The 22,488-nt window shown below is 46.4% G+C and carries 17 protein-coding genes; 2 read left to right on the top strand and 15 right to left on the bottom strand.

Going from position 1 to position 22,488, the window contains the following annotated elements:
• Positions 1-38: 38 nt before the first annotated feature.
• From BLS14_RS02835 to BLS14_RS02825, 3 genes are all read right to left on the bottom strand, one after another.
• Positions 39-1,976 (bottom strand): LTA synthase family protein, encoded by a 1,938-nt coding sequence (locus tag BLS14_RS02835; protein WP_090949393.1) that lies wholly within the window; start codon positions 1,974-1,976, stop codon positions 39-41.
• Between the two features lie 150 nt (positions 1,977-2,126).
• Positions 2,127-3,212, bottom strand: coding sequence for an HAD-IIIA family hydrolase (locus BLS14_RS33515; protein WP_176854297.1), 1,086 nt, complete (start codon positions 3,210-3,212; stop codon positions 2,127-2,129).
• A gap of 221 nt (positions 3,213-3,433) precedes the next feature.
• Positions 3,434-5,704, bottom strand: coding sequence for a putative PEP-binding protein (locus BLS14_RS02825; protein WP_090949391.1), 2,271 nt, complete (start codon positions 5,702-5,704; stop codon positions 3,434-3,436).
• 251 nt (positions 5,705-5,955) lie between these two features.
• Between BLS14_RS02825 and BLS14_RS02820 the strand changes: the two genes are divergently transcribed.
• Together BLS14_RS02820 and BLS14_RS02815 are read left to right on the top strand one after the other, a co-directional pair.
• On the top strand, positions 5,956-6,333 hold the full coding sequence (locus BLS14_RS02820) for a VOC family protein (protein ID WP_053779906.1): 378 nt from the start codon (positions 5,956-5,958) through the stop codon (positions 6,331-6,333).
• Positions 6,334-6,542: 209 nt separating this feature from the next.
• Positions 6,543-7,211, top strand: a complete 669-nt coding sequence (locus BLS14_RS02815) for an SOS response-associated peptidase (protein WP_090949387.1) — start codon at positions 6,543-6,545, stop codon at positions 7,209-7,211.
• A gap of 298 nt (positions 7,212-7,509) precedes the next feature.
• Here the strand turns inward: BLS14_RS02815 and BLS14_RS02810 are convergent, their stop codons facing one another.
• From BLS14_RS02810 to BLS14_RS02755, 12 genes are all read right to left on the bottom strand, one after another.
• Positions 7,510-8,997 (bottom strand): AraC family transcriptional regulator, encoded by a 1,488-nt coding sequence (locus BLS14_RS02810; RefSeq protein ID WP_256336129.1) that lies wholly within the window; start codon positions 8,995-8,997, stop codon positions 7,510-7,512.
• A gap of 268 nt (positions 8,998-9,265) precedes the next feature.
• Positions 9,266-10,267, bottom strand: a complete 1,002-nt coding sequence (locus BLS14_RS02805; protein ID WP_090949385.1) for an ABC transporter substrate-binding protein — start codon at positions 10,265-10,267, stop codon at positions 9,266-9,268.
• A gap of 180 nt (positions 10,268-10,447) precedes the next feature.
• Positions 10,448-10,819 carry a hypothetical protein gene (locus BLS14_RS02800; protein ID WP_090949382.1) on the bottom strand — a complete coding sequence of 124 codons (372 nt, stop codon included), beginning with the start codon at positions 10,817-10,819 and terminating at the stop codon, positions 10,448-10,450.
• Positions 10,812-11,504: a 3'-5' exonuclease gene (locus BLS14_RS02795; protein ID WP_176854295.1), complete on the bottom strand. Its 693-nt coding sequence runs from the start codon at positions 11,502-11,504 to the stop codon at positions 10,812-10,814. The genes BLS14_RS02800 and BLS14_RS02795 overlap by 8 nt, the downstream gene beginning before the upstream one ends.
• A gap of 44 nt (positions 11,505-11,548) precedes the next feature.
• Positions 11,549-12,136: a histidine phosphatase family protein gene (locus BLS14_RS02790; protein WP_090949377.1), complete on the bottom strand. Its 588-nt coding sequence runs from the start codon at positions 12,134-12,136 to the stop codon at positions 11,549-11,551.
• On the bottom strand, positions 12,133-14,430 hold the full coding sequence (locus BLS14_RS02785; protein ID WP_090949374.1) for a class I SAM-dependent methyltransferase: 2,298 nt from the start codon (positions 14,428-14,430) through the stop codon (positions 12,133-12,135). Before BLS14_RS02785 ends, BLS14_RS02790 begins: the two co-directional genes overlap by 4 nt.
• A 43-nt stretch (positions 14,431-14,473) precedes the next feature.
• Positions 14,474-15,286: a phosphotransferase family protein gene (locus tag BLS14_RS02780; RefSeq protein ID WP_090949371.1), complete on the bottom strand. Its 813-nt coding sequence runs from the start codon at positions 15,284-15,286 to the stop codon at positions 14,474-14,476.
• Positions 15,287-15,362: 76 nt separating this feature from the next.
• Positions 15,363-16,961 (bottom strand): helix-turn-helix domain-containing protein, encoded by a 1,599-nt coding sequence (locus BLS14_RS02775; protein ID WP_176854292.1) that lies wholly within the window; start codon positions 16,959-16,961, stop codon positions 15,363-15,365.
• A 45-nt stretch (positions 16,962-17,006) separates the two neighbouring features.
• Entirely contained in the window at positions 17,007-18,014 is a 1,008-nt protein-coding gene (locus tag BLS14_RS02770; RefSeq protein ID WP_090949367.1) for a FecCD family ABC transporter permease, read from the bottom strand.
• Positions 18,011-19,012, bottom strand: coding sequence for a FecCD family ABC transporter permease (locus BLS14_RS02765; protein WP_090805688.1), 1,002 nt, complete (start codon positions 19,010-19,012; stop codon positions 18,011-18,013). The genes BLS14_RS02770 and BLS14_RS02765 overlap by 4 nt, the downstream gene beginning before the upstream one ends.
• A 290-nt stretch (positions 19,013-19,302) precedes the next feature.
• Complete coding sequence (locus BLS14_RS02760; RefSeq protein WP_176854290.1) at positions 19,303-20,274, bottom strand: ABC transporter substrate-binding protein; 972 nt, start codon at positions 20,272-20,274, stop codon at positions 19,303-19,305.
• A 134-nt stretch (positions 20,275-20,408) separates the two neighbouring features.
• The gene (locus BLS14_RS02755) at positions 20,409-22,481 is read right to left on the bottom strand and encodes an IucA/IucC family protein (protein ID WP_176854288.1); all 2,073 of its coding nucleotides are present in this window, start codon (positions 22,479-22,481) and stop codon (positions 20,409-20,411) included.
• Positions 22,482-22,488 lie beyond the last annotated feature (7 nt).

The raw sequence follows: 22,488 nt of genomic DNA, 5'->3' as shown, positions 1-22,488 counted from the left end.
CAGTGACGTTATAGTATTTCATACATTTAAAAATTCAATTACGGTGCACGTTTGGGTAACAGCTTCACATACTCGTCAGACAGCTTCATCAAGCTGAGCACGTGCTCATAGTCAGAACGATACGGCTCGAGATCCGTGACGGGTTCATACGTTTTTAACGAGTAGGCTGTTCCATCATCAAAGCCCGCACCCGGAATAAACATAATGTCATTGTTCACAAATGAACCTGTCGGCAAGTAATACCGGATACCGAACGCATTATGGTCCATGTTAAGCAGATCGTGTCCAAAGGCTGTGAATTTCTCTTCCTTCAAAGAGACACCCATCAGGTTCATCACCGTTGGCAATATATCCAATTGACCACCAGGCTGTTCTATAACTTGACCTTTCGCCTGTTTCGGCGTGTGGATCAAGAGCGGGATGTTGAAACGACTAACTTTACCGTCATAGGGCACGCCCAGATTGGTCTGGATCTGCTGAGTAATCTCATCGTTTGCCGGCAGACCGAAATGGTCGCCATATATAACGAGTGTTGTGTTATCCCACAACCCATTTGCCTTGAGTTCATCGATCAACTGACCTACTGCATAATCCGTATAATTGATCGCCTGCAGGTAGTCACGCAGTAACGTATTTGTGATAGTGGCCGGGATGGTAATTCTCGCCCGGTCCGCCGGAACCGTAAACGGCGAGTGGCTGGATGCTGTAATGAACTGAGCATAGAACGGCTGATTAGCAGCCTGATGCGCAGCCATTTTTTCCACACCTACACGATATAGCTCCTCATCCGATGGTCCAAAATCATTAAACTTATCATTCTTGAAGCTGGGTTTGTCGAAGTACCGATTGAATCCAAGCGCCGGATACATTTTGTTCCGGTTCCAGAAGGTGACGTCATTAACGTGGAACGTTTCAGATTCATATCCTTCTTTCCCAAGCAGTTTCGGAAGACTTGGCAGATCACGGTCACTATACCCTGCTGACATAGGTACAACTCCGGTTGGATAGATGGATGTGTTCGACATGAACTCTGCATCCGATGTATTTCCCTGTCCGATCTGTTGGAAAAAATGAGAGAAATAATAGCTTTCTTTGGCCAAATCATTCAGAATCGGGGTTAGTACTTGACCGTCGAGAGAAGCATTAATCGGGAAGTTTTGAAATGACTCCAGTTGGAGGACAATCAGGTTGCTTCCTTTGGCCTGACCAAAATATTTGGTTTTAATAGCCGTGCCTTGACTAGACTTATCCTGATACGGATACTTGCTAACCAGTTGATTAATCTTGTCGATGGTTTCGTTAATGTTGCCATTCGCAATGGCTTCATTCTCTTTGCTCGTCAGAATCGCCGATGACACCTGGTAATTCAGAAAGCCCAGATTTTCGGCACGAACCAATTCATTATCAATGGTTTCCCCTTTGACAATGAAGCTGCCGGACAGCACGATGCAAAATGCAGCAGTAAGGGCTACACCCAACTTGCCCCAATACCTTCTCCGGCTTCTGCCGAAATGGAGTCCACTGTCGCGATAGCTGCTGTTACGAGCTGAGGCACGACGACTGCGCAAGATAAACCATACGGGCAGAGCGAGTACGATATCCACAAAAAACAGGAAGTGCTCAGGTCGCACCAAAGGCCCGATACTGCCCCTCACTTGGGCGACTTGGCCCAGTTCGCTGAGTGCCGTATATGTGGGAACCGAACTGAAATGTACGTTATAAAGTGTCGCCGCGAACAATACCAGCGAGAACAACACATTAAAACCTGCGTACACTGAACGCTTCCACCCTTTGGGCACGATCAGATCGAGGATGCATACCACTGTCAGGGCCCCCAATGCGTCAGTAACGAAACCGATGCCGGACAGACCCTGGAAAAAGAAATACCGCAAAAGCGACAGCTTCAGCAGCATAAGAATAAATAACACGGCAAATAAAGTCCGTGATGAGGTCCGCTCATTTTTGGAATTAAACATGGTCGCTTTCAACCCTTATCTGAAATTTTTACGTTCCTTTTACAAAACGCATATTTCAGTATAACAGTTTTAGGGTTGGTATTCCATGAGGGGATGCAGCAGACTAGAAAAAGTTTAAACAAACTACGTTTTTTTGAAAACCTCTCTTTTCTAAAGAGTTAAGCTACTCTTGTTATTGTCCTCATAAAGCTTACCCATAATAAATTCATCCACATATGTACCATTTACCAATAAAGACTTAGGCTTGATTCCTTCCTGTTTAAAACCAACCTTATGATATAAAGCTATCGCATTAAAATCATGGCTCATAACAGTCAGCTCAAGGCGAGTAATGTCCGCAGTAGATCTCCATTCTTCCATTGCTGACATTAGATTTTTGCCAATGCCTTGGCCGGTATGAGCCTGTCTTATTCCAATAACAATACTCGCCCGATGTCGGATACGTTCTGCTGTGCCCCCAATGACCGTAAGATGGCCAATGATCTTGCCCCGATGCTCCGCGATCCAGATTGAACTATTCGAAGTAGCTTTCAACTGATCTATAAAACGAGCCTGCCCGCCCAACGTGGTCTTGCGCTCTCCCGGATTATAGAGCATATAAGTACTTTCACGATCCAGTGCCCGATGTAGTTCCAGCAGACGAGGCGCATCTTCGGCACAGGCTTGGCGAATAATAATATCCTCGATTGGCTTCTCCCTAATTTGTAAAATCCACTGTACCGCAGCGTTAAAATCAGTAGCCAAAAAGTCTGCTTCCAGCGCTTCCCATCGGGTACGGTTCTCCTCAAGCGACTCTATGCCTGCTCCGGTCAACACCAATATGCATAAACAGCCAGCTGCACGCGCAGCAGTCATGTCAGACCACCGATCTCCAATAACAATGCATCGTTCAAGATTCAAATCATGTTCTAGTGCTGCCTGTTTGAGCATCGTTGGTCGTGGTTTACGGCATTCACACTGAGCCTCAGCAGGGTGAGGACAAACATAAGTGTGCTCAATGCCAAAAAGCCTCATCTCCTGCTGAAAAGCTTTGATCGTTGACTTACCGTTTGTAATGCCCGGTTGATTCGTGAATCCAAACAATTGGATACCCTGTCCAGATAGTTTCCGGATGGATTCTTCAACTCCATGATATAGCTCCAGTTCACCAGGGTATCGTATTTCATCTGTTCCTCCAATGGTGCCATCCCGGTCGATAAAGATAGCCTGTATAGGGGGATAATCATAAGTAGTCATATTGGATGTCTCTCCTTGTACTCATTGTGGACGAACTGGATTCCGTTTTTTTATTTCAAATTAAAAAGAGGTAACGAATCCGCGAGGTAGTAGTCATACGTTGACAGCAGACAAGTGAACAACATAAACAAGTTATGTCCACGAAAGCTTTTGTCTCTCTATCATTTCCGTATTATACCATCTGCCGATCCAATTACCTCATTAATCGCTTACCAGAAACATTACGCAATCGTCGATATATCGCCATCCTGCCTGTTTTCGTTTGGGTCCTGCTTCTGAGCAAGGAGTGCCGCCTGAGCGGCAGCAATACGAGCAAGCGGTACCTGTTCTGGCAGACAGCTTACATAATCCAGACCAATCCGGTGACAAAAAGCAATGGATGCCGGATCAGCTGCATTCTCACCACAGATGCCTGCTTTTAGATGAGGTTTCCGAATTCGGCCCTGAACGAGAGCCATCTCCACCAACTGCCCCACTCCGTCAATATCCAATACCTGAAATGGATTGCTGGGCAGTGAGCGTTGTGACTCAATAAAATGAAGGAAAGGCTTCTCCGTATTATGACGACTGTAACCAAACGTCATCTGTGTCAGCTCATCGGTGCCAAACGAGAAGAAGTCCGCATGACGCGCGATAGGAGCTGCAGTCAATGCCGCTCGAGGAACTTCAATTCGTGCTCCCACTCTGTAAAGACAGTGACGCTTCTCCTCTCCAAGCACCTGGTCCGCTACATGATCCACCAGATCTCTCATGACTTGAAGTTCATTGGCATGGCCCACCAAAGGAATCATAATCTCAGGCCGCACCCATAACCCTTGGCGGATGCCCTTCACCGCTGCACGAAAAATGGCTTCAAGCTGCATATCGTAGATTTCCGGGAACACAGTTCCCAGTCGACAGTCCTGCTGTCCTAGCAACGGATATTGTTCATGCAATTCCAGCACCCTGCGAATGACATGCTCAAGCTCCTGCACTTCGGTGTTATTTTCCTCTAATTTCCTGAGAGCCAACTGCTCACGTCGTTCTTTTAACCTTTCAATATCAGGCAGCAGCTCATGCAGCGGCGGATCAAGCAATCGAATGGTTACCGGATAACCATCCATCGCTTCGAAGAGTTGTTCAAAATCAGCCTGTTGCATCGGCAACAGACGTTCCAGTCCACGTTTGCGCTCTGCTTCGCTGTCTGCCAGAATCATTTTCTGTACAAAAGGAAATCTCGAAGCAGACAACAACAGTTGTTCTGTCCGACACAATCCAATGCCCTCAGCCCCTAACGAGCGGGCCTTCACGGCGTCCTTTGGATGATCCACATTCGAAAGTATTGTAAGCCCCTTCATTTCATTTGCCCATTCAAGTAGGAGCTGTAACTCGGATGATAAATTTGAAGATGCTTTCAGCAATTCCGTCACATGCCAAGGCTGGATACGTAATATGGCATCCTCTTTGGTGATTACCTCTTCATCCACAAGATCTACAGTACTCCTCAACGTCGCCTGTGAGGTTAACCTTGCTTCACTAATTTCCACAAGATACAAGGTCCCAGAATCCACAACAAATTGAATCTCCTGTACTTCTCTCGTGTGGGACTCCAGATAACCGCAAGCATCCTGCAAAAGACCATACAGTTCAGACTCTTCATTCCGCAGTTGATCCAGTCCTTCATTCGAACGCCGAGAAGCATCAGTTGAAATGTAATCCCCTGTCATACCTCGTTCCCCGGTACCTGGATGACGAGAATATACCGTTCCGAACCCGCTGCGGTCACCACGCTCGCCATTGACCATCACCTGTATAAGAACAGCTGCTCCTTGAGTTTCATCGGAGAAATGAGAAGGATTACGAAGAAGTTCTTGTTGGGAGTTGGGCCTTATAACACGTTGTGAATCAGAAACTGCACGCATCACTTGTTTTAACTGTAACTGCACATCCTGAGGGAACGGATGACGTCCTCTCTCTTCTATTAAACGTTTATATTCCGCGATGGTGAATTCTAGATTCGCTTCATCGAGTATCGAGATGTCTTCCAATTTTTCTTCAAATAGATCATACGGAATGTCGTACACCAGTTGACCATAATCTTGTAATAAAATTCGATAACAATTAAGGGCATACTGACGATCATTCGTTTGCTTAGCGAGCCCCTCCACCGTCACATCATTCAGTCCTACATGAAGCAAAGCATGGGATGCCGTATTACGGGAACTCGATTCACTTGACCGGACGGCAAGCAGCAGCGGTGTTAAGGAATCGCCGAAGAATTTGCCGGATTGCTGCTCAAGATGCTGAATTGCGCTGCCAATCTCTTGGGTTCCTTCAGCTGAAAGATGTGCAAGACGGGTACAGAATGCGCGACAGCCTTCCTTTGTTACAATGAATCCGGCCGGAACGGGCCAACTTGCCTGGAGCAACGCCGCAAGTTCAGCCCCTTTAATACCCATTAGCCCTTTCATCTCTGCCGTACCTTCTTCCAATAGAACTACCCGTTTCGTCATTACAGCGCTCCCATCTGCCATTACATGGCTGTGCTTAAAAGGCAATTCGGTGGCTCGAATTGTCCTTTATCTAATGGTATGTCGCAATGCGGCAGTCAAGGACATATGCTTCCTCTTTTTGTGCTTGAATTGAAGTTGTATGACAGGTGCTCATATATGGTAATATAAAGCTTGACTCAAACTAAAAAGCTACATCCAAAGGCATACCTGCTTCAACCATGATCAACTACGTATATAAGGAGTGTAAATCAATGTTTACTCAAGTCGGACAAATTATGTTGTATGTAAATGATCAGGATAAGGCTCTTCAATTTTGGACAGAAAAAGCAGGTTTCCATATCGTTAACGAAGTCAATGGGAATGGAATGCGCTGGATCGAGATTGCTCCTGTGAAGGATGCTCAAACCACCATTATCCTGCACGACAAAGAATTCGTTGCCAAAATGTCCCCTGAATTAAACCTTGGCACACCATCTCTTATGCTTTTCACAGATAACCTGGATCAACTTTACACTCACTTATCCAATAAACAAGTTACGGTTGGCGAGATTGTAACGATGCCTGGTGGAAGAGTATTCAACTTTGCAGATGATGAAAACAATTACTTTGCTGTTATGGAGAAAAACTAAATCTCCTGGATCACCTGAGTAATACCACACCAAAAAGCCCGTTCAGTAGTGAACAGGCTTTTTTCTATATATTTTGCTCATATGCAAACCTGCCTGCATACGTTGCTGTTTTCCCATGTTGTTTCGCATAAACTCCACATATTACCCGTTTCTAACGTTAAAGATTTGAGTTAAATTACATACTATAGCGTTTTAAAGGAGGCTTCGATATGTGCGGAAGATTCACGATTACAGATCCAATTGAAGAAATTATGGAGAGGTACTATGCTTCTATTGCTGAAGGATTTGAGTACAAACCTAATTACAACGCTGCGCCTATGCAATTCATCCCGACAATTATCGGTAGCAAAGACGGTAATCGATTGGGGTCGCTCCGATGGGGTCTAGTTCCTAATTGGGCCAAGGATGAAAAAATAGGCAATAAGATGATTAACGCCCGTGCAGAGACACTCACAGAGAAACCAGCCTTTAAACGCCTCATCAGTTCCAAGCGTTGTATTATCCCATGCTCGGGATTTTATGAATGGAAAAAGGATGGATCCGTAAAGCAACCAATGCGAATTTTAATGAAAGATGACTCCATCTTCTCGCTTGCTGGCCTATACGATACTTGGATTGATCCAGAAGGTAACAAGCTTTCAACTTGCACTATCATTACTACGGAACCTAACAGTCTTATGGCGGACATCCACGATCGTATGCCAGTCATTCTCCGGCCGCAAGATGAAGCGGATTGGCTAAACAAGGAATCAGACAAGGAAAGCGTTCTGAGGCTTCTCAGCCCGCATGATGCCGATGAAATGATAGCATACAAGGTGGATTCTGCAGTAGGTAATGTGCGAAATAATAACGTGGAATTGATCAATGAGGTCAGTTAAGAACAAAAAGAAGCAGCGAGATTATCCCCTCTGCTCCTTTTCATAATGAATTAATTGAGATATATCATTAAGCTCTAATGCTTCCATAATCTTATTCAGGTTGTCAGGCGACCACGCCTTTGATTTATTCTCAGCCATGTCAGCGATTATGTGCGATCGAAAACAAGACAACTGCCTTCGTCAATACGCTAAATGCCGTTAAGAGCAAGAAAAAGAAAAAAATGAAATAAAAGGATTGGGAATGCAACTACCTTGGAAGTATAGTGGTTCAGGAGATTTTACATCACTCAAGTCTAATTCAGGCCATAAATCGCAATATATCATCGATCTTCTTGCCATGGGATATAACACCATAATTCATCCAGGTCATAAAATCCACCTCATATACGTGACCACTTTTTACGGCAGGCAGCCGTTTCCACTCCTCTCTCTCCAGGAGCTTCCGTTCCTCTCCGGGGTAGGCAGAATCCATATTATCAAATGTGATAAAGAGATGATCTGCCTCAAGCTGACATAGCTGCTCAAGCCCAATACCGATTCTTCTACTTTGACTCGCCCATTGCTGAACACGAACATGCGGGGTTAATCCGAGATCATGATACAGCACAGGTCCTACATAACCGTATTGATTTCCATAGAGTGTAATTTCCGATGCAGAAATACGCAAAAAAGCGACGGTTTGGCCACGCATATGACGTGTCAAACGTTTCTTGGCTTCCTGCGCCTTTTCCTCATAATCACCTATTACATCCTGCACCCGACTTACCTTTCCCAGCACATCCGCTGTGGATTTCAAAATGGAACGCCAGTCCTCACCCTCGTGCTCCATATAAAACGTCGGTGCTACTTGCTCAAACCGATCCAGATTCCAGCGTTTATACCCGTCGTTCAACATAATAAATTCAGGCACATTCGTTTCATTAAAACCTGCATCTATCCGAGTAACATCGAATTCAGGGATATCTTCCATTCCCAAATAATGCTGCCTGCCCCATGAGCGATGGGAGCACTGCAACACGGGTTTTATTCCAAGAGCCAGTACAAAATCCTCTAGATACGGTGCAAACACACGTACTTCTTGACGGTAATGGCGCCGATATACCCCTGGTGAAACACCTGCATATTGCTTGAATCGGCGGCCGAAATAATACTCGTTATTAAATCCCACATTCTGTGCAATATCATGCAAGCGATCATCGGTCATCTGTAACAGCAGTTTGGAATGCTCCAATCGTACAGCATTTACATAATCAAGCGGAAGCTTGCCTGTGATCTCCTTGAATCGTCGGGTATAACTGGATCTGGTAAGCCGGATCTCTGCTGCCAGATCATCAACTGTTATGGGCTGATCGTAGTGTTCGCGAATATAACGAATCGAGCTTTGAAGCCGGGCACGGTCATCCGGCGATTCAATCTCGGGATCATTTTGCCGAAGCAGCACTCGGAACCACTCCTGGAAACGCAGTTGCATCTCCCATTGATCCAGCCAATCATGAGCAGTCTGCCCACGCGATATCTGTTCTACCGATTTCAGACAGGAACTCCATGGACTATAATTCAGCTCAATAAGAGGCAACCGATCTGGATCTGAAATCAAGACTGGAAGCCCTTGTTGCGCCGTTTCGTCTCTTATACTCAACCTACTGGACGTATCTTCTTTTACCTCAGCTACCATCAGTTCAAGTCTGTAATATTGCAACTCACTGGAGCCTTCAATCACAATGGTACGTCCTGCCGGAACAAACAGAATCATCCCTTTTTCCAGGCGAGTGTCCCTATTATCCAAAGAATCTATTGAGCCATGCCCACCCGTCACTACGAAAAGGGCGTGTGATGATGTCATGTTATATGTCTGCCTATTGGCGATATCGACTTGGCTATAATCCATGTATTTCATATGTTGAAGCATGCATAACCAGGGCTTGGGAATCAGTTGTACAATCGTGGGACACATATTCATCTTCCTTAATTGAGAATTGTTATCATTTACAACAGTGTAAACGAAAAAAGAAAGCTCTTCAACCCTGAGGGAAGAACTTTCTTATGGAGAAGGCTTATGGCGTCATTTTTTGCAAGAGATCATCAATCTTCATTGTGTTTGCCGTAATCGCACCTGATTGCCAATACGATCTTTCCATCATGTACACATGGTTGTTTTTGACTGCCGGGAGAGATTTCCACAACTTGCTATCCAGCACCTTCAATGCTTCCTTGTTCTCTGGAGATGACCACTCTCCATTGGATGGAAATACAATAATATGATCCGCATCAAGCTCTGGAAAAGCCTCTTCGGACAGAATTTCCTGATATTCTTCCATCTTGGCGACCAGAGGATGAGGTGTTAGACCAAGCTCCGAATAAATAAATCCGGTAAATCGATTTTTCACACCGAACAATGCCAATGTATTATTGCTGATATTCAGTCGGACAACCGCTACGGTCTCATCCCCAACGGCTTCCTGAAGCTTCGCCTTAGCGTCTGCAATCTTGGCTTCAAATGCCGCCACAACTTCTTTACCCTTGTCCGGTTTACCGACAACATCCGCAATGGTCGTTAAAATTTTATTGGAATCCTGTAGAATATCTTCAGGCAGGCGATACGTCGGTGCCACCTTTGAATACATCTCATATTTCTCCATGTCCACTCCGCCATCCACAATGATGAGATCTGGATCATATTGCAACAAAGCCTCAATGCTTCCTGTAGTATCAAATTGAGGCACATCCAGATCCAGATATTCCTGCACTCCCCACAACGGGTGATACCATTGAACTACAGGTGTAATATCTAGTGCTTTCAGATAATCCTCCACATAGATACCAGCAATCCGCTGCGGATGCACCGGAATCGTCACATCGCCGAATTCATCCTGAACGACACGTGTCTCAGCTTCTTTTTCTGTTGTTTCAGATGTACTGCCATCTGATACTGCGGTCCCAGATGCAGGAGCCTGTTCTGCTTTTGACTCAGAATTTGCACTACAGCCCGATATAACTACAACCATGAGTAGCAGTATGATCGTCAACCCTTTGAAGCCTTTACTGAACCTTACCATGATACCCTTCACCCCTATGTAATCTGTTGTTGTATCGGTGAGAACATGTTTTATAAATAATGATTATCATTCTCACTCAATGCTTAGATGAATTGTACCTTATGCTGTGCAAAACTCACAATACACATTCGAAGCTATTTTTTTATACAAACGAAAAGAATATACAACCGTCACCCCCGCTTAACGCAGGGGTAATGTACCTTGTTGATAACGTTCAAGTAATTGCTTAACAAATAAATTCTGCATTTCATCCTGTAATAGAGCAGCACCAATCAAACCAATATAATCACTGACATATCCGGCCAGTTCAGGATCGCCCGCAAGAGCGATCGTTCGTTTGAAAGCCAGTTCCCTGCTTGCACGAAGCACTTCTTCTTCCACGACGTCAGACTGAGCAAACCGTTCAAATGCCTGCATCCACTCATCGGCAAATTCGGAAGCATCCCGTTGATCCAGATAGGCTTCCACATCCAGTCCTTCGAATGTCTGCTGACTAAGAAGCCGCCCCTCATTCATATCAGCCAGCAATTTATCCACATCCACTCTACTCATCCGGCTTCCCTCCTCCATTCGGTGCTGTTAAATACATCTCGGGAATCACAAAACGCTTCATCTCACGTTCCCCATCCGCAGTAAAATGATCCAATGCAAGAGCCTGATATTCATTCAGGACATGCTCAAAAATACGAGCAATCACACTACAATCAGCTAAGGCATTGTGCCTGTGAATTCCGTCTGTATTCAGGTCATAATACTGGATCAGGAAATCGGTAGAGATGACCTCGGAGATTTCAGGATGAATATATGTAAACATCGCTTTTGTATCCAACACCGGATTGGTAAACATCGGCAGCCCATTCATATCACAATGTCGTTTCAATATGGGCAAATCATACTCATAACCCGCCTGCGTTACTAACACCTTATCCCCGATGAATTCCAGAAAAGCCTGGTATGCTTCTGCAAATGAGGGAGCCTGGATCATATCCTCATTTGAAATACCCGTTAACTTCGAGACCGCTTCCGGAATCGGTTTAAAGGCACATGCAAGTGAAGTGAACGATGAATCTAATGATTCTCCTTTTTTGTAGTTCATTGCACCAAATTGGGTCACACTCTCCTCTCCCGGATTAATCCCTGTGCCCTCTAGATCAAATATGCAGTACATCCTATCTTGCAAGTGAGGGACTTTTAGCTCTTCAACAGTGTACGTATCCGGCATAAATGTAATCTTCATTTGGCTCTCCCCTTTTTCATCTATAGAACGCATATTTCAAAGGACTAAACCTGTTCTTCCCACAATCGTGTTACCTGAACCAACCTACCTTCACGATCAAACTCCAGTTTGTAGATGTCCGGCATCGTTGTGTTTGCCCAGAAGTCATAACCATAGGACGGATCATAATAATTGAAAATCAGGGTCATGATGTCCCCATGGGTGCCAATCACTATTTTTTGTCCCGGATGCCTATCCAGGATACGCTGTATAACAGCGATTGCCCGCGCCCCAGCGACTTCGCCGGATTCTCCACCTGAATAAGCAAATGCAGGATCATCATAGAGCCTTTGTTTGGCTTCACGAAAATGTTCATGCTTCACTTCAGGACCTGACAGCTCACGCTCACGCAAATCCTCTTCGGTGACCACAATGCCACCTGACACTTCAGCCAACCCCTGAATCGTATCCACGGCCCGTCTATACGGGCTGGAATAAAACGATTGTATCTGCTCCCGGTGGAGCAGACCCGCGACGGTCGCCGCATCCCTTTTTCCTTGTTCCGTCAGACCTCGCTCGCGTTCCTGCCCTTCCATATATTCAGACTGCGCGTGCCTTACAAAATATAAAGCCGTGTTGGCTTCATTCGTCATCTGTCCGCCATTCCTTTCTTCTTTTCAATCACAATTAGGCAAGTGCTGTCTGGCAAAGGTGCAGGTTGACCCTGTTCATCCATAAATATAATTCGTTCTCCAAGCGCTTCCGTATATCCTTCCTGAAGAAAGTGCCTGAATGTAATAATCTCGGCTTGCTCACCCAGCGCTTCGCGAATACAGTGCTCATATGCCGATGGGGTAAATATGCCAAATTGCTCCTGAATCTCATGGACATATGCTTCTTCGCCCCATGTATAGGTGTACAGAAATTCCATAGCATCGTTAATATCCAGCACCGCCTCGTCCTCAGACATCTGCTCAAATTCAATGCTGCGTCCCTGGAAATCCTGCGCATACCGCTCCAGCCATCGCATCCCATCCGGTTCGAGGAAACGAATTCGACGCTTCTGCGCTTCGGGTTCAGTCATGATACCATCCCTAATCAGAATCCGGCCCCCGGGTGACAACACGTTAAATGAACTTCTCAGCGCAGCAACGACCGTATCGCTGTTAAAGCTTCGTCCGTCACGTTCAATATACGAATACAGTTCATGCAGAATGGATGAAAAAATAACCGTATCCACCGTGCCTGACTGTACGTATTGATCCAGTTGAAGAGCATCTCCCTTCAATACTTGCCAGCGATGTGCCTCCCGCTGCTTTTTGCGCTCCAACGCCTCAATGACATTCGCTGAAATATCAATGCCGATTGGTTCCATCTCAGGTCGTTCCTGCTCAATCAGATCGAGCAATATTCCACCGCCGGGACCGATATCGAGCACACGTTTGCCAACCATGTAATCCAGCAGTACTTTCTTGTAATCACCTGAGCTGTTCATGTCGGCCAGATACGTCTCTTCATTATGGAACCGATCATACGCATCCCGACGGAGTCCAAACAGGTCAAATAACAACAGCACAGCCTTTTCGTATAACGGAGACTTTTCTGCTTCAATACAAAAAGCAATTAGCTTCTCGGCCGCCGGGGAAAATTCAAATGTCACAAATACCGTATCCCTCAAATCCGGGTGCCGCTCAATCCGATGTGTCAGATGGGGGTAAGTAATCGTCTCACCTGCTTCAATCTGCTCCCACGAATATTGCTCCAAATACTTTTCAATCATTCGTTTCTTGTAAACATTCAGTTTCTTGACACCTTTATAATCGTAATACATCGTGTTCATTAATGGTTCGAAGCTGATATGCCTTACCACATCCCATTGTTGCTCCTGCGAAGTCGAATTCAAGTCTGCTTCTTCGGTTACTCTGCCTGTGTTGTTCATAATCAAATCATCTACAGATAACAAAATAGCTTCACTGTGCAGCGTCAAAAGGAAGATCTTAACCATCTCCTGCAACGAAAAATCATGCATCGCTGACTCCACATACCATAAGGTCCGATGAGCCAGAGGAGCAAGAAGTTTCTCTATCTCAAGCTGGGCTTGAAGTGTGGCATATGCTTCATCCATCGCTTCTCCCTGACGTATAGACGAGCTCCGTAAGCGTGACAGCCGCTCCTTCACATTCCAGTCCGTATGATGCGGCTCTGTAATGATCCAGCCTACGATACGCTGCACTTCAGCCTGAACTTGATTCCACAACGCTGGGTCAACGCCAGCAATGATACATTCATTTAATGCGATCAGGATGGCCTGCAATTCATCTGCGGTCAGCCACCCTTGCGTTATGATCGAGTGCAGTGGGGCATTTTCGGCAAATGGGATTTCTCCTCTTATGTACTGACCAATAAGTCCGTGTGTGGCAATAAGGGTACGAATGATCTCATGCCGTGGTGTGGGTGAACCATATGCAGTTTGCGCAATTTGAGCACTAACACTTGGATCATGATTTGATAATCCACTCGGGGATTCCGATCGAGATGAATTTTCCTCCTCACGATGGCCTTGCTTGCCATGCAAATGTCCAATACTTCCGTACATGTCATATACCTGTGCTGAACCCACATTGTGCACGAACAGGTTAACCCCCTGTTTCTGCCATTTTCGCCGCTGTTTCGGTGATCCTGCCTTTGCCGTTTCCGACCAGACCAGCACATCCTCCAGAATTTCTCGCATCCAAAAAGAAACTTGAAGCTGCTCCAGCACCTGGAGTGTGCGTTCTACGTAATCCAGTACCGGATTCGTGCCTTCCAGCTCAGCTATAGAATGAATGCGTTCCAGGTTAATATTCGGCTGCTCTGCCGCTGCCAGCAGCTGCAGCCACAGTGGCTGCTCCCCCTCCGGGAGATGGCCTGACTTGTAAGATTGTATGGCCTTTAATGCGTTCAGCATGAATTTCTTCACCTCGTTATCCTTGTTAGTTACACTAAATATGTCATTTCAGCAGACGAATACGATCCTGCACAAGCTTAATTAACTGATCCGCTTCCACTGCAGGTAACCTCTCGTCTAGACGTGCAGCCGCGACAGGCAAAATCCAGGCATCCAGCTCCTGGCGAGATATCCCGGAAATCTGGATGTAATGTTGGATATAATGATCCAGCATTACATTGCGAGCCAATTCAAATCCCTTATGAACAGCCGGGTCTGTATCCTCCGGCAACGTACCGCTCATTAATATTACCCAGCTTCGTGCCACATCACCCGCTGGATCACCCGACATGCCTGTCATCCAGTCTATAACCCAATATTGATCTCTCATTTCATTTAACATGACATTATCGGGATGAAAGTCGCCATGACAAATTTGCTTTCGCTCTGGAAGCGACGACATATAATTAATAACCTGCACCTTTTCTTCTTCCGACAATAGAGAGGTATTGCGAATGGCCCCAGTAAGAATCTGCTTTTGTGTGGGGAGTGCTCCTTCATCATCCTGTTGGGCGTGAAGGCTATGATGACAGACTGCCATTTGACGCGATAGTTCTTCGATCAACACGGGCTCCTGAATCATGAGGGATAACATCGTGTTGCCTTCAATCCGTTCAAATATAATCCCTTTACGCGATTCATCATCCATATACAATCTTGCCTGTGGCACAGGTAGGCCCTTTTGGAATACTGCCTCGGTAATTCGAAACTCATTCTGGACGGCTTCGGCAGGAAAATCCGCATGGTATAATTTCATAATCTGATTTGATGGGTACTCATAGATCTCAGCCGTTCGTCCTTGCCCAATACGTCTCATTCTTCACTCTCCCTAACATGAGTAGACTACCTATTGCAGTACGATCCCTGTTGTAACGCTACCAGTTCAGTGCTGTTTATCGCTGTTGATGTTCACCCACGGCTGCCATCAATTCATTCATGATTCGTTGTCTCCCCAGTGGAGTCCAGCTCATCACAAACCAATTGGGAATGCGCTTAACTTTTCCATCCTTCACCGCCGGAATCTGGGGCCATGCTGCCGTTCTGGTCAACTGGTCATACATTTTGTCACTACCGGCGAGAATATGATGATGATGAATTAACAAATGTTCCGTCTCCAATACAGGCATGGCCTCCGGTTGCAGCTCCATACGCCACAGTTCTGCTGGAGCCTGATTACCCGGGCGCAGACCAAGCTCGCCGTATACCAATTCATTGAGCGGATGATTCACCCTGCCCTGAATGCCAATCGTCCGGTGGCTCACTTGCATGATAGTGATCCGTTCCTGGCCCAGTATCCGGCGCAATGTCTGGCCTGTTGTCTCAGTCTGCACATCCAGACGAGTCAGCATCTCCGCAGCCTCGCGTTCCCGGTTCACCAACTCGGCAATTTTCTCAAAGTTTCCTTTCCAGTCCCACACAGAGAAATCCAGAAATACAGGCGCAGCCGTTTGTTTAAACTGCTCTCTGAACTCTGTATGATAATGATCGGCGATGATCATATCCGGATTGGACTGCTCCAATTCCAGCAGTTGGCTGTGCAATTGTTCCGCATACTGTTCATTGCTCTGTCCTGGATATTGGAATAAATCCACCACACAGACCGGCTCGATTCCAACTGATTTCAGATGGTCTCCGAATCCGAGTGAGGATGCTACAGCCACCTTTAACTTGCCTCGCTTCATATATAATGTAGGGGATACACCCACCATGCGCTGAAACATGCGACTAAAGTAAAATTCACTTCGAAACCCGACTGCAGCTGCCACTTCCTTCACTCGACTGTTCTTTGTATTCAGCATCTGTTTTGCATGGGTCATGCGCACATTGCTCAGGTACTCGACTGGTGGCAGACCTGTTTCACTTCGGAACAAACGTGAAAAAGCAACCGGCGGCATGCCACCTGCTGCTTCAGCCAGCTGTTCAATGCTTACTTTGTCCGTATAGTGCTGCTCCATATAAAGGATGCTCCGTTCAACCCGTTCATCCACTACGGTATCCAGCTGTTCCGGTTCATTCTTCATAATATTCTGGATCAATTGCTCTAACTGAATTCTCAAATTCAATGAATCCCGATTTCGTTCTTGCCGACTGTGATGATACAACTGCACGATCTGTTGGAGGATCTGTTGTGGATGATGAACGGGAATATGCCCTGGTGAGAGTGCACCGGATAAGGATAGGGAAGGCAATGTTTCATATCTACCTCTGGTCTTGGTTAGCCGAATCGGTTCAAACCATACACCATAATATTCGAACGTACTACCTTGTTCCGGGAATTCCACAATCATGCCGGGTACAAGCAAATATAACTGGAGAGGACGAACCTTCTGTAGCGCACCATCCAGTACAACAACCCCTTCGCCCTCTGTAATAAAGCATAATATGTATACAGGAACCCGAACATGTTTGGCTTGTCGGGTCATGGGAAACTTTCGTTTACGTACTGAAGATAAAAGATAGATTAGATTGGCTTCGTTCACATATGATGGCATGAAAAAATGCACCAGCCTTTCTTGCATTCTGAATCCTTTTCTTCATTATATCCCTCTGCGTCGTAACAGCAAATACATCATATACGGAGCCCCAATAATCGCCGTAATTAATCCGGCTGGAATCTCATACGGAGCGAACCATGTCCGTCCGGCGAGATCTGCGAGCATGACGATCAGTCCTCCAAGCAACGCCGCAATCGGCAAGCGAACCAGACTCCGGCTGCCTGCCAGATGTTTTGCCATGTGAGGGGCCATTAAGCCGACAAATCCAATCGTTCCTGCCATCGACACCGCAGACCCGGCGAGCCCTACGCTCATCAGAAGGAACAACACCCGCATCGTCTCCACCCGCAGACCGAGTCCAGCAGCCGACTGGACATCCAGCAGAAACATATCCAGCCATCTGGACATCCATATTAATAGAAGAAACAGGATCAGCAGCCACGGCATTAAAGGCCAAAAGTGTTCCCACGTTCGTCCGTATAGACTACCTGCCATCCACACGGAAGCCTGGGAGACCCGGAATATTTTGCCTACCGTTAGCAAATACGTGATTAACGCACCTGCCATTGAAGAGATGCCCACACCAATCAGCAGCATGCGAACCGTGGAACTCGCCTCTCCTTTTCTCCATGACAATCCATAGATTACCGCGGCCGCGAGAAAGGCTCCAATGAATGCAATCCACGGCATATGACGCATTGGAAAAGTAGGAACCAGCACCATGACGGCAACCACCGCCGCAGCCGCACCCGAATTCAGCCCAATCACGCCAGGTGATGCCAGAGGATTCCTCGTAATGACCTGTAGGATTGTACCCGCCAATGCCAGACCGCATCCAACCAGAAAACCGGTCAGTACCCTGGGCAGCCTTAACTGATGAATGGTGAAGTGATATTCCTGATCTCCTCTGCCTATCAAGCTACGCAATACTTCTCCCGGAGGGATGGAGCGATCTCCCGACATCACATTAAGCACAAGCGCTCCCACATTCAATAACAACAGGATCAGAATAAGGGTGATTGCACGTCTCTTTATAATAGAAGAAATCATATCGATCTCTCCTTTCTTTGGGCCAGATAGATGAGGAAAGGAGCACCGAAGAAGGCTGTAACCACCCCAACAGGAATTTCCTGCCCCGGCAACACAAATCTCGCCCCAATATCTGCTGTGAGCAGCAGTAGTGCCCCGAGAACAGCAGAGTAAGGAACTACCCAGCGATAATCACTGCCTGTTATCGATCTTGCAATATGCGGAACGGCCAACCCGATAAACCCGATGGGTCCGGCAAGTGCGACGGCACTGCCAGCCAGCAGAACAATGGCGATAATACAGATGATCCTAATCATCTTCATTCGCTGTCCTAATCCTTGAGCCACTTCATCTCCTAAGCCAAAAATGTTCAATTGACTGCTTAATGCAAACGCACAGATGATGCCAATGATCAGATAAGGCAGAATTTGAATAAACAGATCAAGATCTCTGCCTGTTAATGAACCCGCCAACCAGAAACGCATCGTATCCAGGGACTGCTCATTCAGGATAAGAATGCCTTGTGTCAATGAAGCAAATAACAAATTTAATGTAGCCCCTGCCAGAACTAGTTTTACGGAAGATAAGGGTTGTCTGCCCGTGGAACTGAGAAGGAAAACCATCACGCCTGCAACCGCGGCCCCCAACAGCGCAGACCATGCAAATAATTGTAGAGACGTCGTTCCCAGCCAAAAGGAAGCAAGCACCGCGGTAAGTGCCGCGCCATAATTAATACCGAACAGTTCAGGGCCTGCCAGAGCATTGCGGCTAATCGCCTGCATTAGGCACCCGGCCACAGCCAGTGAGCTGCCAACCACTGCGGCAATAACCGCTCTTGGCAGCCTAACGGTTTGAATGATTAGGTGTTCACGCGATCCGTCAAAGGCATAGAACGTATCCACAACAGAACGCAATGGAATCTGTACAATGCCATACATGATGCTGAATAGAAACGCGAGAAGTGTCAACACGATGATCGTTGCTAAACCAGTGATTTTAAACCTGGTGTTTGTGTTCATTTTTCTACGCCTCCAACCTGCATGCTGCTTGATTTATGTACTTCAATATGTTGTATAAATCACTTGAAAAAACGAACTGTCAAAATTTATCCTTCTATTATATAAGAACAAATATAGAGCACGAATATAACATGGAACGAGCCCTATGCAGAAAAATCAGAAAAATTGGATCGTCACATTCGACGACCCAATTTTACAGTTAAGCTATGACCACTTGGAAGCATAATTGCAATTGATAAGTGCTGAATCCCAATCCATTGCCGCTAGAAAAGGTCCAGCATGTTTTGCGTTTAGTTGGCTACATAGGTGTTCAGGTCATCCACGACCTTGTTTACAGCCTGAATGCCCAGGCCACTCATCCAGTACTCCCAGTCAACCGGGTGCACAGCTTCGTTTTGGACTCCTTTCAACGTTGCCCACAATTTACTTTTCTCCAGTTTGGCGAATGCATCCGGCTCACGGTTAAACCAGAAGATTACGTCACCATCGAGATCAGCAATCTGTTCTTCCGTAATATCCTTGGAGAAGCCTGCATCCTGCTGTGCTGCGGGACGAACAATTCCGGAATCTTCTATAATCGTACCTGCAAATGTTTCTTTCAGATAGACCTGAATTTTGTCTTCACGGGGACGGAACAGCGATACTTCCTTGGCATCTTTGCCTGCAAGCGTAGATTTCAATTCCTCAATGCGCTGCTGATATGTATCCAACAGCTTCTTGCCATCTTCCAGCTTGTTTACAGTATCGGCATGAAGCTGCAGATTTTCTTTCCAGGTAACCCCAAGTGTTTCTACAAACACCGTAGGCGCGATTTGTTTTAACTGATCATGGATAGCATCATGTGTATCTTTATTACCAATGATCAAGTCCGGCTTCAGTGCATCGATAGCCTCCAGGCTTGGTTCATTCACCGATCCGATATTCTCAATGCCTTCTGTGCCTTTTAGATAAGCCGGATACGGATCGCCTGCTGCCAGGATGGAAGGTGCGCCTACAGGTTTAATGCCCAACTCGAGCAAATTATCCAAGGCCCCAATGTCCAGTACCACAATTCGACTTGCATTGGTTGGAACCTGTACCTCACCATATGCATCTTTGACGGTACGTGTATCGCCAGTATTGGCTACGGTTTCTTCTTGCTTTGGTTCGGTTGGAGCGGTTTCCGCTGCTGAACCATTGGCTGCACCCGATCCCGAATTTCCACAACCCGCTAGCACCAGCATCAGTACCGCCAGCATAGCAAAATGTACCCATGATTTCATTCCAATCCTCTTTCTCTCTACTTGCATCCCATCCAACCCCCTGATCCTATTTAATAACCTAATCAATAATGATTATCATTATTAAAACAATATCCCACAATTCCAGTTTCTGTCCATGCAATATTCTTTTGATCTCATATACTATTTTTTAATTCATCCTCCTTAGACCCATATTTATCCATAATCGTGTGCTCCAGTGGATTCGGAACTTGATGAATACGCAATTCATGATCTGGAAACAAGCGCCGCTTCGTCAATTGCTCTACTCCGATCTCAGGATCAAACAAGGAATACAATTCGTACCGTTCATGAAATTCAGGGAAACGCTGTTGATAGTCGGTAATGATCTTACGAACACTGTTCCAGAAGGTCTGCTCTCTGATCTGGTAATGCTCCTGCATGAACAAAGCCAGCTCTCCAAGATTGATAAAGAAAAAGGCATCATGTATGAAATCCCGAACTTCTGTCGGTTCTTCCGTCTCCAGGAATGAATTACGGTTCACACGACGATGATATTCCGGCACCTCGACAAGCGCTGGACAGAGCTTTGGATCGGCAAGTGCCTCTCTTGTAAATCGAATTCCATCGTGAAAATCCTTCAGCGCAACGCGTGAGGGTCTGCCTTCCCGGTGAATTAGCAGCATATTCTGTGCATGAGACTCCAGCGCAATCCCATGAGCGAATAACCAGTGAATGAGCGGTCGTACCGAAGTCAGTAACAGCTCGGACAACCATTCATCAGCACCCAACTTTTTCACCCAAGGATCAATCACCGGGCGCCCTGCATAGTCCAGTGTAGACAATGCATTAAACGGAATCGCTGATTCACCTGGTTCCAGCCGGGAATATACACTTTCCCTCCAAATGCAGGACAGTACACCATACGAGAGTGGCTTCAAAACATCCGGTATCTGATGATTGTCGTATGCAACGCCAGCAATCTCTCCCAAAAGAATGACACGCAGTTCATCCCTCAAGTAGGGATCTTGCTTGCTAATTCCCTGCAGCCAGTCGGTAATGCGAGGTCCATTCTCAACCGTATGTGGGGCGATCACCCTACCAGTTGATGTGTTGATCATACTCAGCGACAGCTTCAAGTACGGTGAATGGGGACGTGATCGGTTAGCTAGCGTGCGGATCGACTGTTGAGCAGTATATCGGTCTTCGCTGCTGCCAAGCGGTACGATGCTCCCGTTACGAATGTCTTCTGCAAGAACAGAACTGATCGTTGTTCGCCATTGCCACGGATGGACTGGCATCATCACATACTCTGCCGGATCAGCACCCATTTCCTGTAGTGCCATGAGGAAGCGTTCCAACACTTGTTCGCCAAGTTGATCCTGAAGCCATTCCCTTGTAGCCGGTCCATGTTCATTCGTGCCATGACTTATCCGTGCGTTTTGCTTATGAATTCCCACCCATATCGGTTTAATGCATCCACCGAACTCGGGTCCATATTCAAGCTGATCTTCAATTCGGAAGCCGATACGGGATTTATAACTTGGATGATATGGATGACCCTCGATGATTCCACTTTCCCAGTCTTCATCGGGAAGAGCATGTAGATCAGTCTGCCGCTCAGCCCGTACATATCGCGCCAGTGTGTCATTGATCAGCGTCTGCTCCAGTTCTTTAACAAAATGCAGCAGCTTCCCTTCATCGGCGCCTATCGCTGGTCCAACTTCCAGCAAAAATAGAGAAATCGACTCCGCTTCTTGGCCGGCTGTAGTTCCAGGCAGAATAGGTTCTCCCTTTTGAATGCTGTTACTTTCCGAAACCCAAGCCGGAGCCTCATCCACACAGACACGTCTTGTAATCGGTTCATGGTTCAACCGCAAACGACCAAAGGTAAGATGCCCTGTTCCCTTGCATGCGTAGATGACCCGTTCACCATTCAGCCCTGTACCCTCCATTTCCCAAACGTTGAACCCCTGCTCCTCCCTTGAGGTATATTCCATAACACCTTCGTACATCAAGGATTCAACCAACTGTCTGAATATGCGTCTGCGTGCATCGGTATAGTGGTATGAAGACAGCGCTGCGGTGTACAGTTTTCTTTGTTGATTTTGCCAATGCTCCTTCTCCACTCCAAGTCTAGAACTTGCAACAACATTTTCTGGATGGCTAAAGGAGTCCTCTTTGCAAAACGGTTGCCTCTCCTGATCCTCATCATGGCTCTGATATTCAGATATTCTCGTACTTTCCATGCGCATG

Source organism: Paenibacillus sp. OK060, from assembly GCF_900101205.1.
Taxonomy (GTDB): Bacteria; Bacillota; Bacilli; order Paenibacillales; family Paenibacillaceae; genus Paenibacillus; species Paenibacillus marchantiae.
This window is presented reverse-complemented; position numbering and strand designations above follow the sequence as displayed.

What these genes read in the sequence shown, in the direction of transcription:
- BLS14_RS02835 (WP_090949393.1), bottom strand. Translation starts at nt 1,976, where the DNA reads ATGTTTAATTCCAAAAATGAGCGGACCTCATCACGGACTTTATTTGCC.
- BLS14_RS33515 (WP_176854297.1), bottom strand. Translation starts at nt 3,212, where the DNA reads ATGACTACTTATGATTATCCCCCTATACAGGCTATCTTTATCGACCGG.
- BLS14_RS02825 (WP_090949391.1), bottom strand. Translation starts at nt 5,704, where the DNA reads ATGACGAAACGGGTAGTTCTATTGGAAGAAGGTACGGCAGAGATGAAA.
- BLS14_RS02820 (WP_053779906.1), top strand. Translation starts at nt 5,956, where the DNA reads ATGTTTACTCAAGTCGGACAAATTATGTTGTATGTAAATGATCAGGAT.
- BLS14_RS02815 (WP_090949387.1), top strand. Translation starts at nt 6,543, where the DNA reads ATGTGCGGAAGATTCACGATTACAGATCCAATTGAAGAAATTATGGAG.
- BLS14_RS02805 (WP_090949385.1), bottom strand. Translation starts at nt 10,267, where the DNA reads ATGGTAAGGTTCAGTAAAGGCTTCAAAGGGTTGACGATCATACTGCTA.
- BLS14_RS02800 (WP_090949382.1), bottom strand. Translation starts at nt 10,819, where the DNA reads ATGAGTAGAGTGGATGTGGATAAATTGCTGGCTGATATGAATGAGGGG.
- BLS14_RS02795 (WP_176854295.1), bottom strand. Translation starts at nt 11,504, where the DNA reads ATGAAGATTACATTTATGCCGGATACGTACACTGTTGAAGAGCTAAAA.
- BLS14_RS02790 (WP_090949377.1), bottom strand. Translation starts at nt 12,136, where the DNA reads ATGACGAATGAAGCCAACACGGCTTTATATTTTGTAAGGCACGCGCAG.
- BLS14_RS02785 (WP_090949374.1), bottom strand. Translation starts at nt 14,430, where the DNA reads ATGCTGAACGCATTAAAGGCCATACAATCTTACAAGTCAGGCCATCTC.
- BLS14_RS02780 (WP_090949371.1), bottom strand. Translation starts at nt 15,286, where the DNA reads ATGAGACGTATTGGGCAAGGACGAACGGCTGAGATCTATGAGTACCCA.
- BLS14_RS02775 (WP_176854292.1), bottom strand. Translation starts at nt 16,961, where the DNA reads ATGCCATCATATGTGAACGAAGCCAATCTAATCTATCTTTTATCTTCA.
- BLS14_RS02770 (WP_090949367.1), bottom strand. Translation starts at nt 18,014, where the DNA reads ATGATTTCTTCTATTATAAAGAGACGTGCAATCACCCTTATTCTGATC.
- BLS14_RS02765 (WP_090805688.1), bottom strand. Translation starts at nt 19,012, where the DNA reads ATGAACACAAACACCAGGTTTAAAATCACTGGTTTAGCAACGATCATC.
- BLS14_RS02760 (WP_176854290.1), bottom strand. Translation starts at nt 20,274, where the DNA reads ATGAAATCATGGGTACATTTTGCTATGCTGGCGGTACTGATGCTGGTG.
- BLS14_RS02755 (WP_176854288.1), bottom strand. Translation starts at nt 22,481, where the DNA reads ATGGAAAGTACGAGAATATCTGAATATCAGAGCCATGATGAGGATCAG.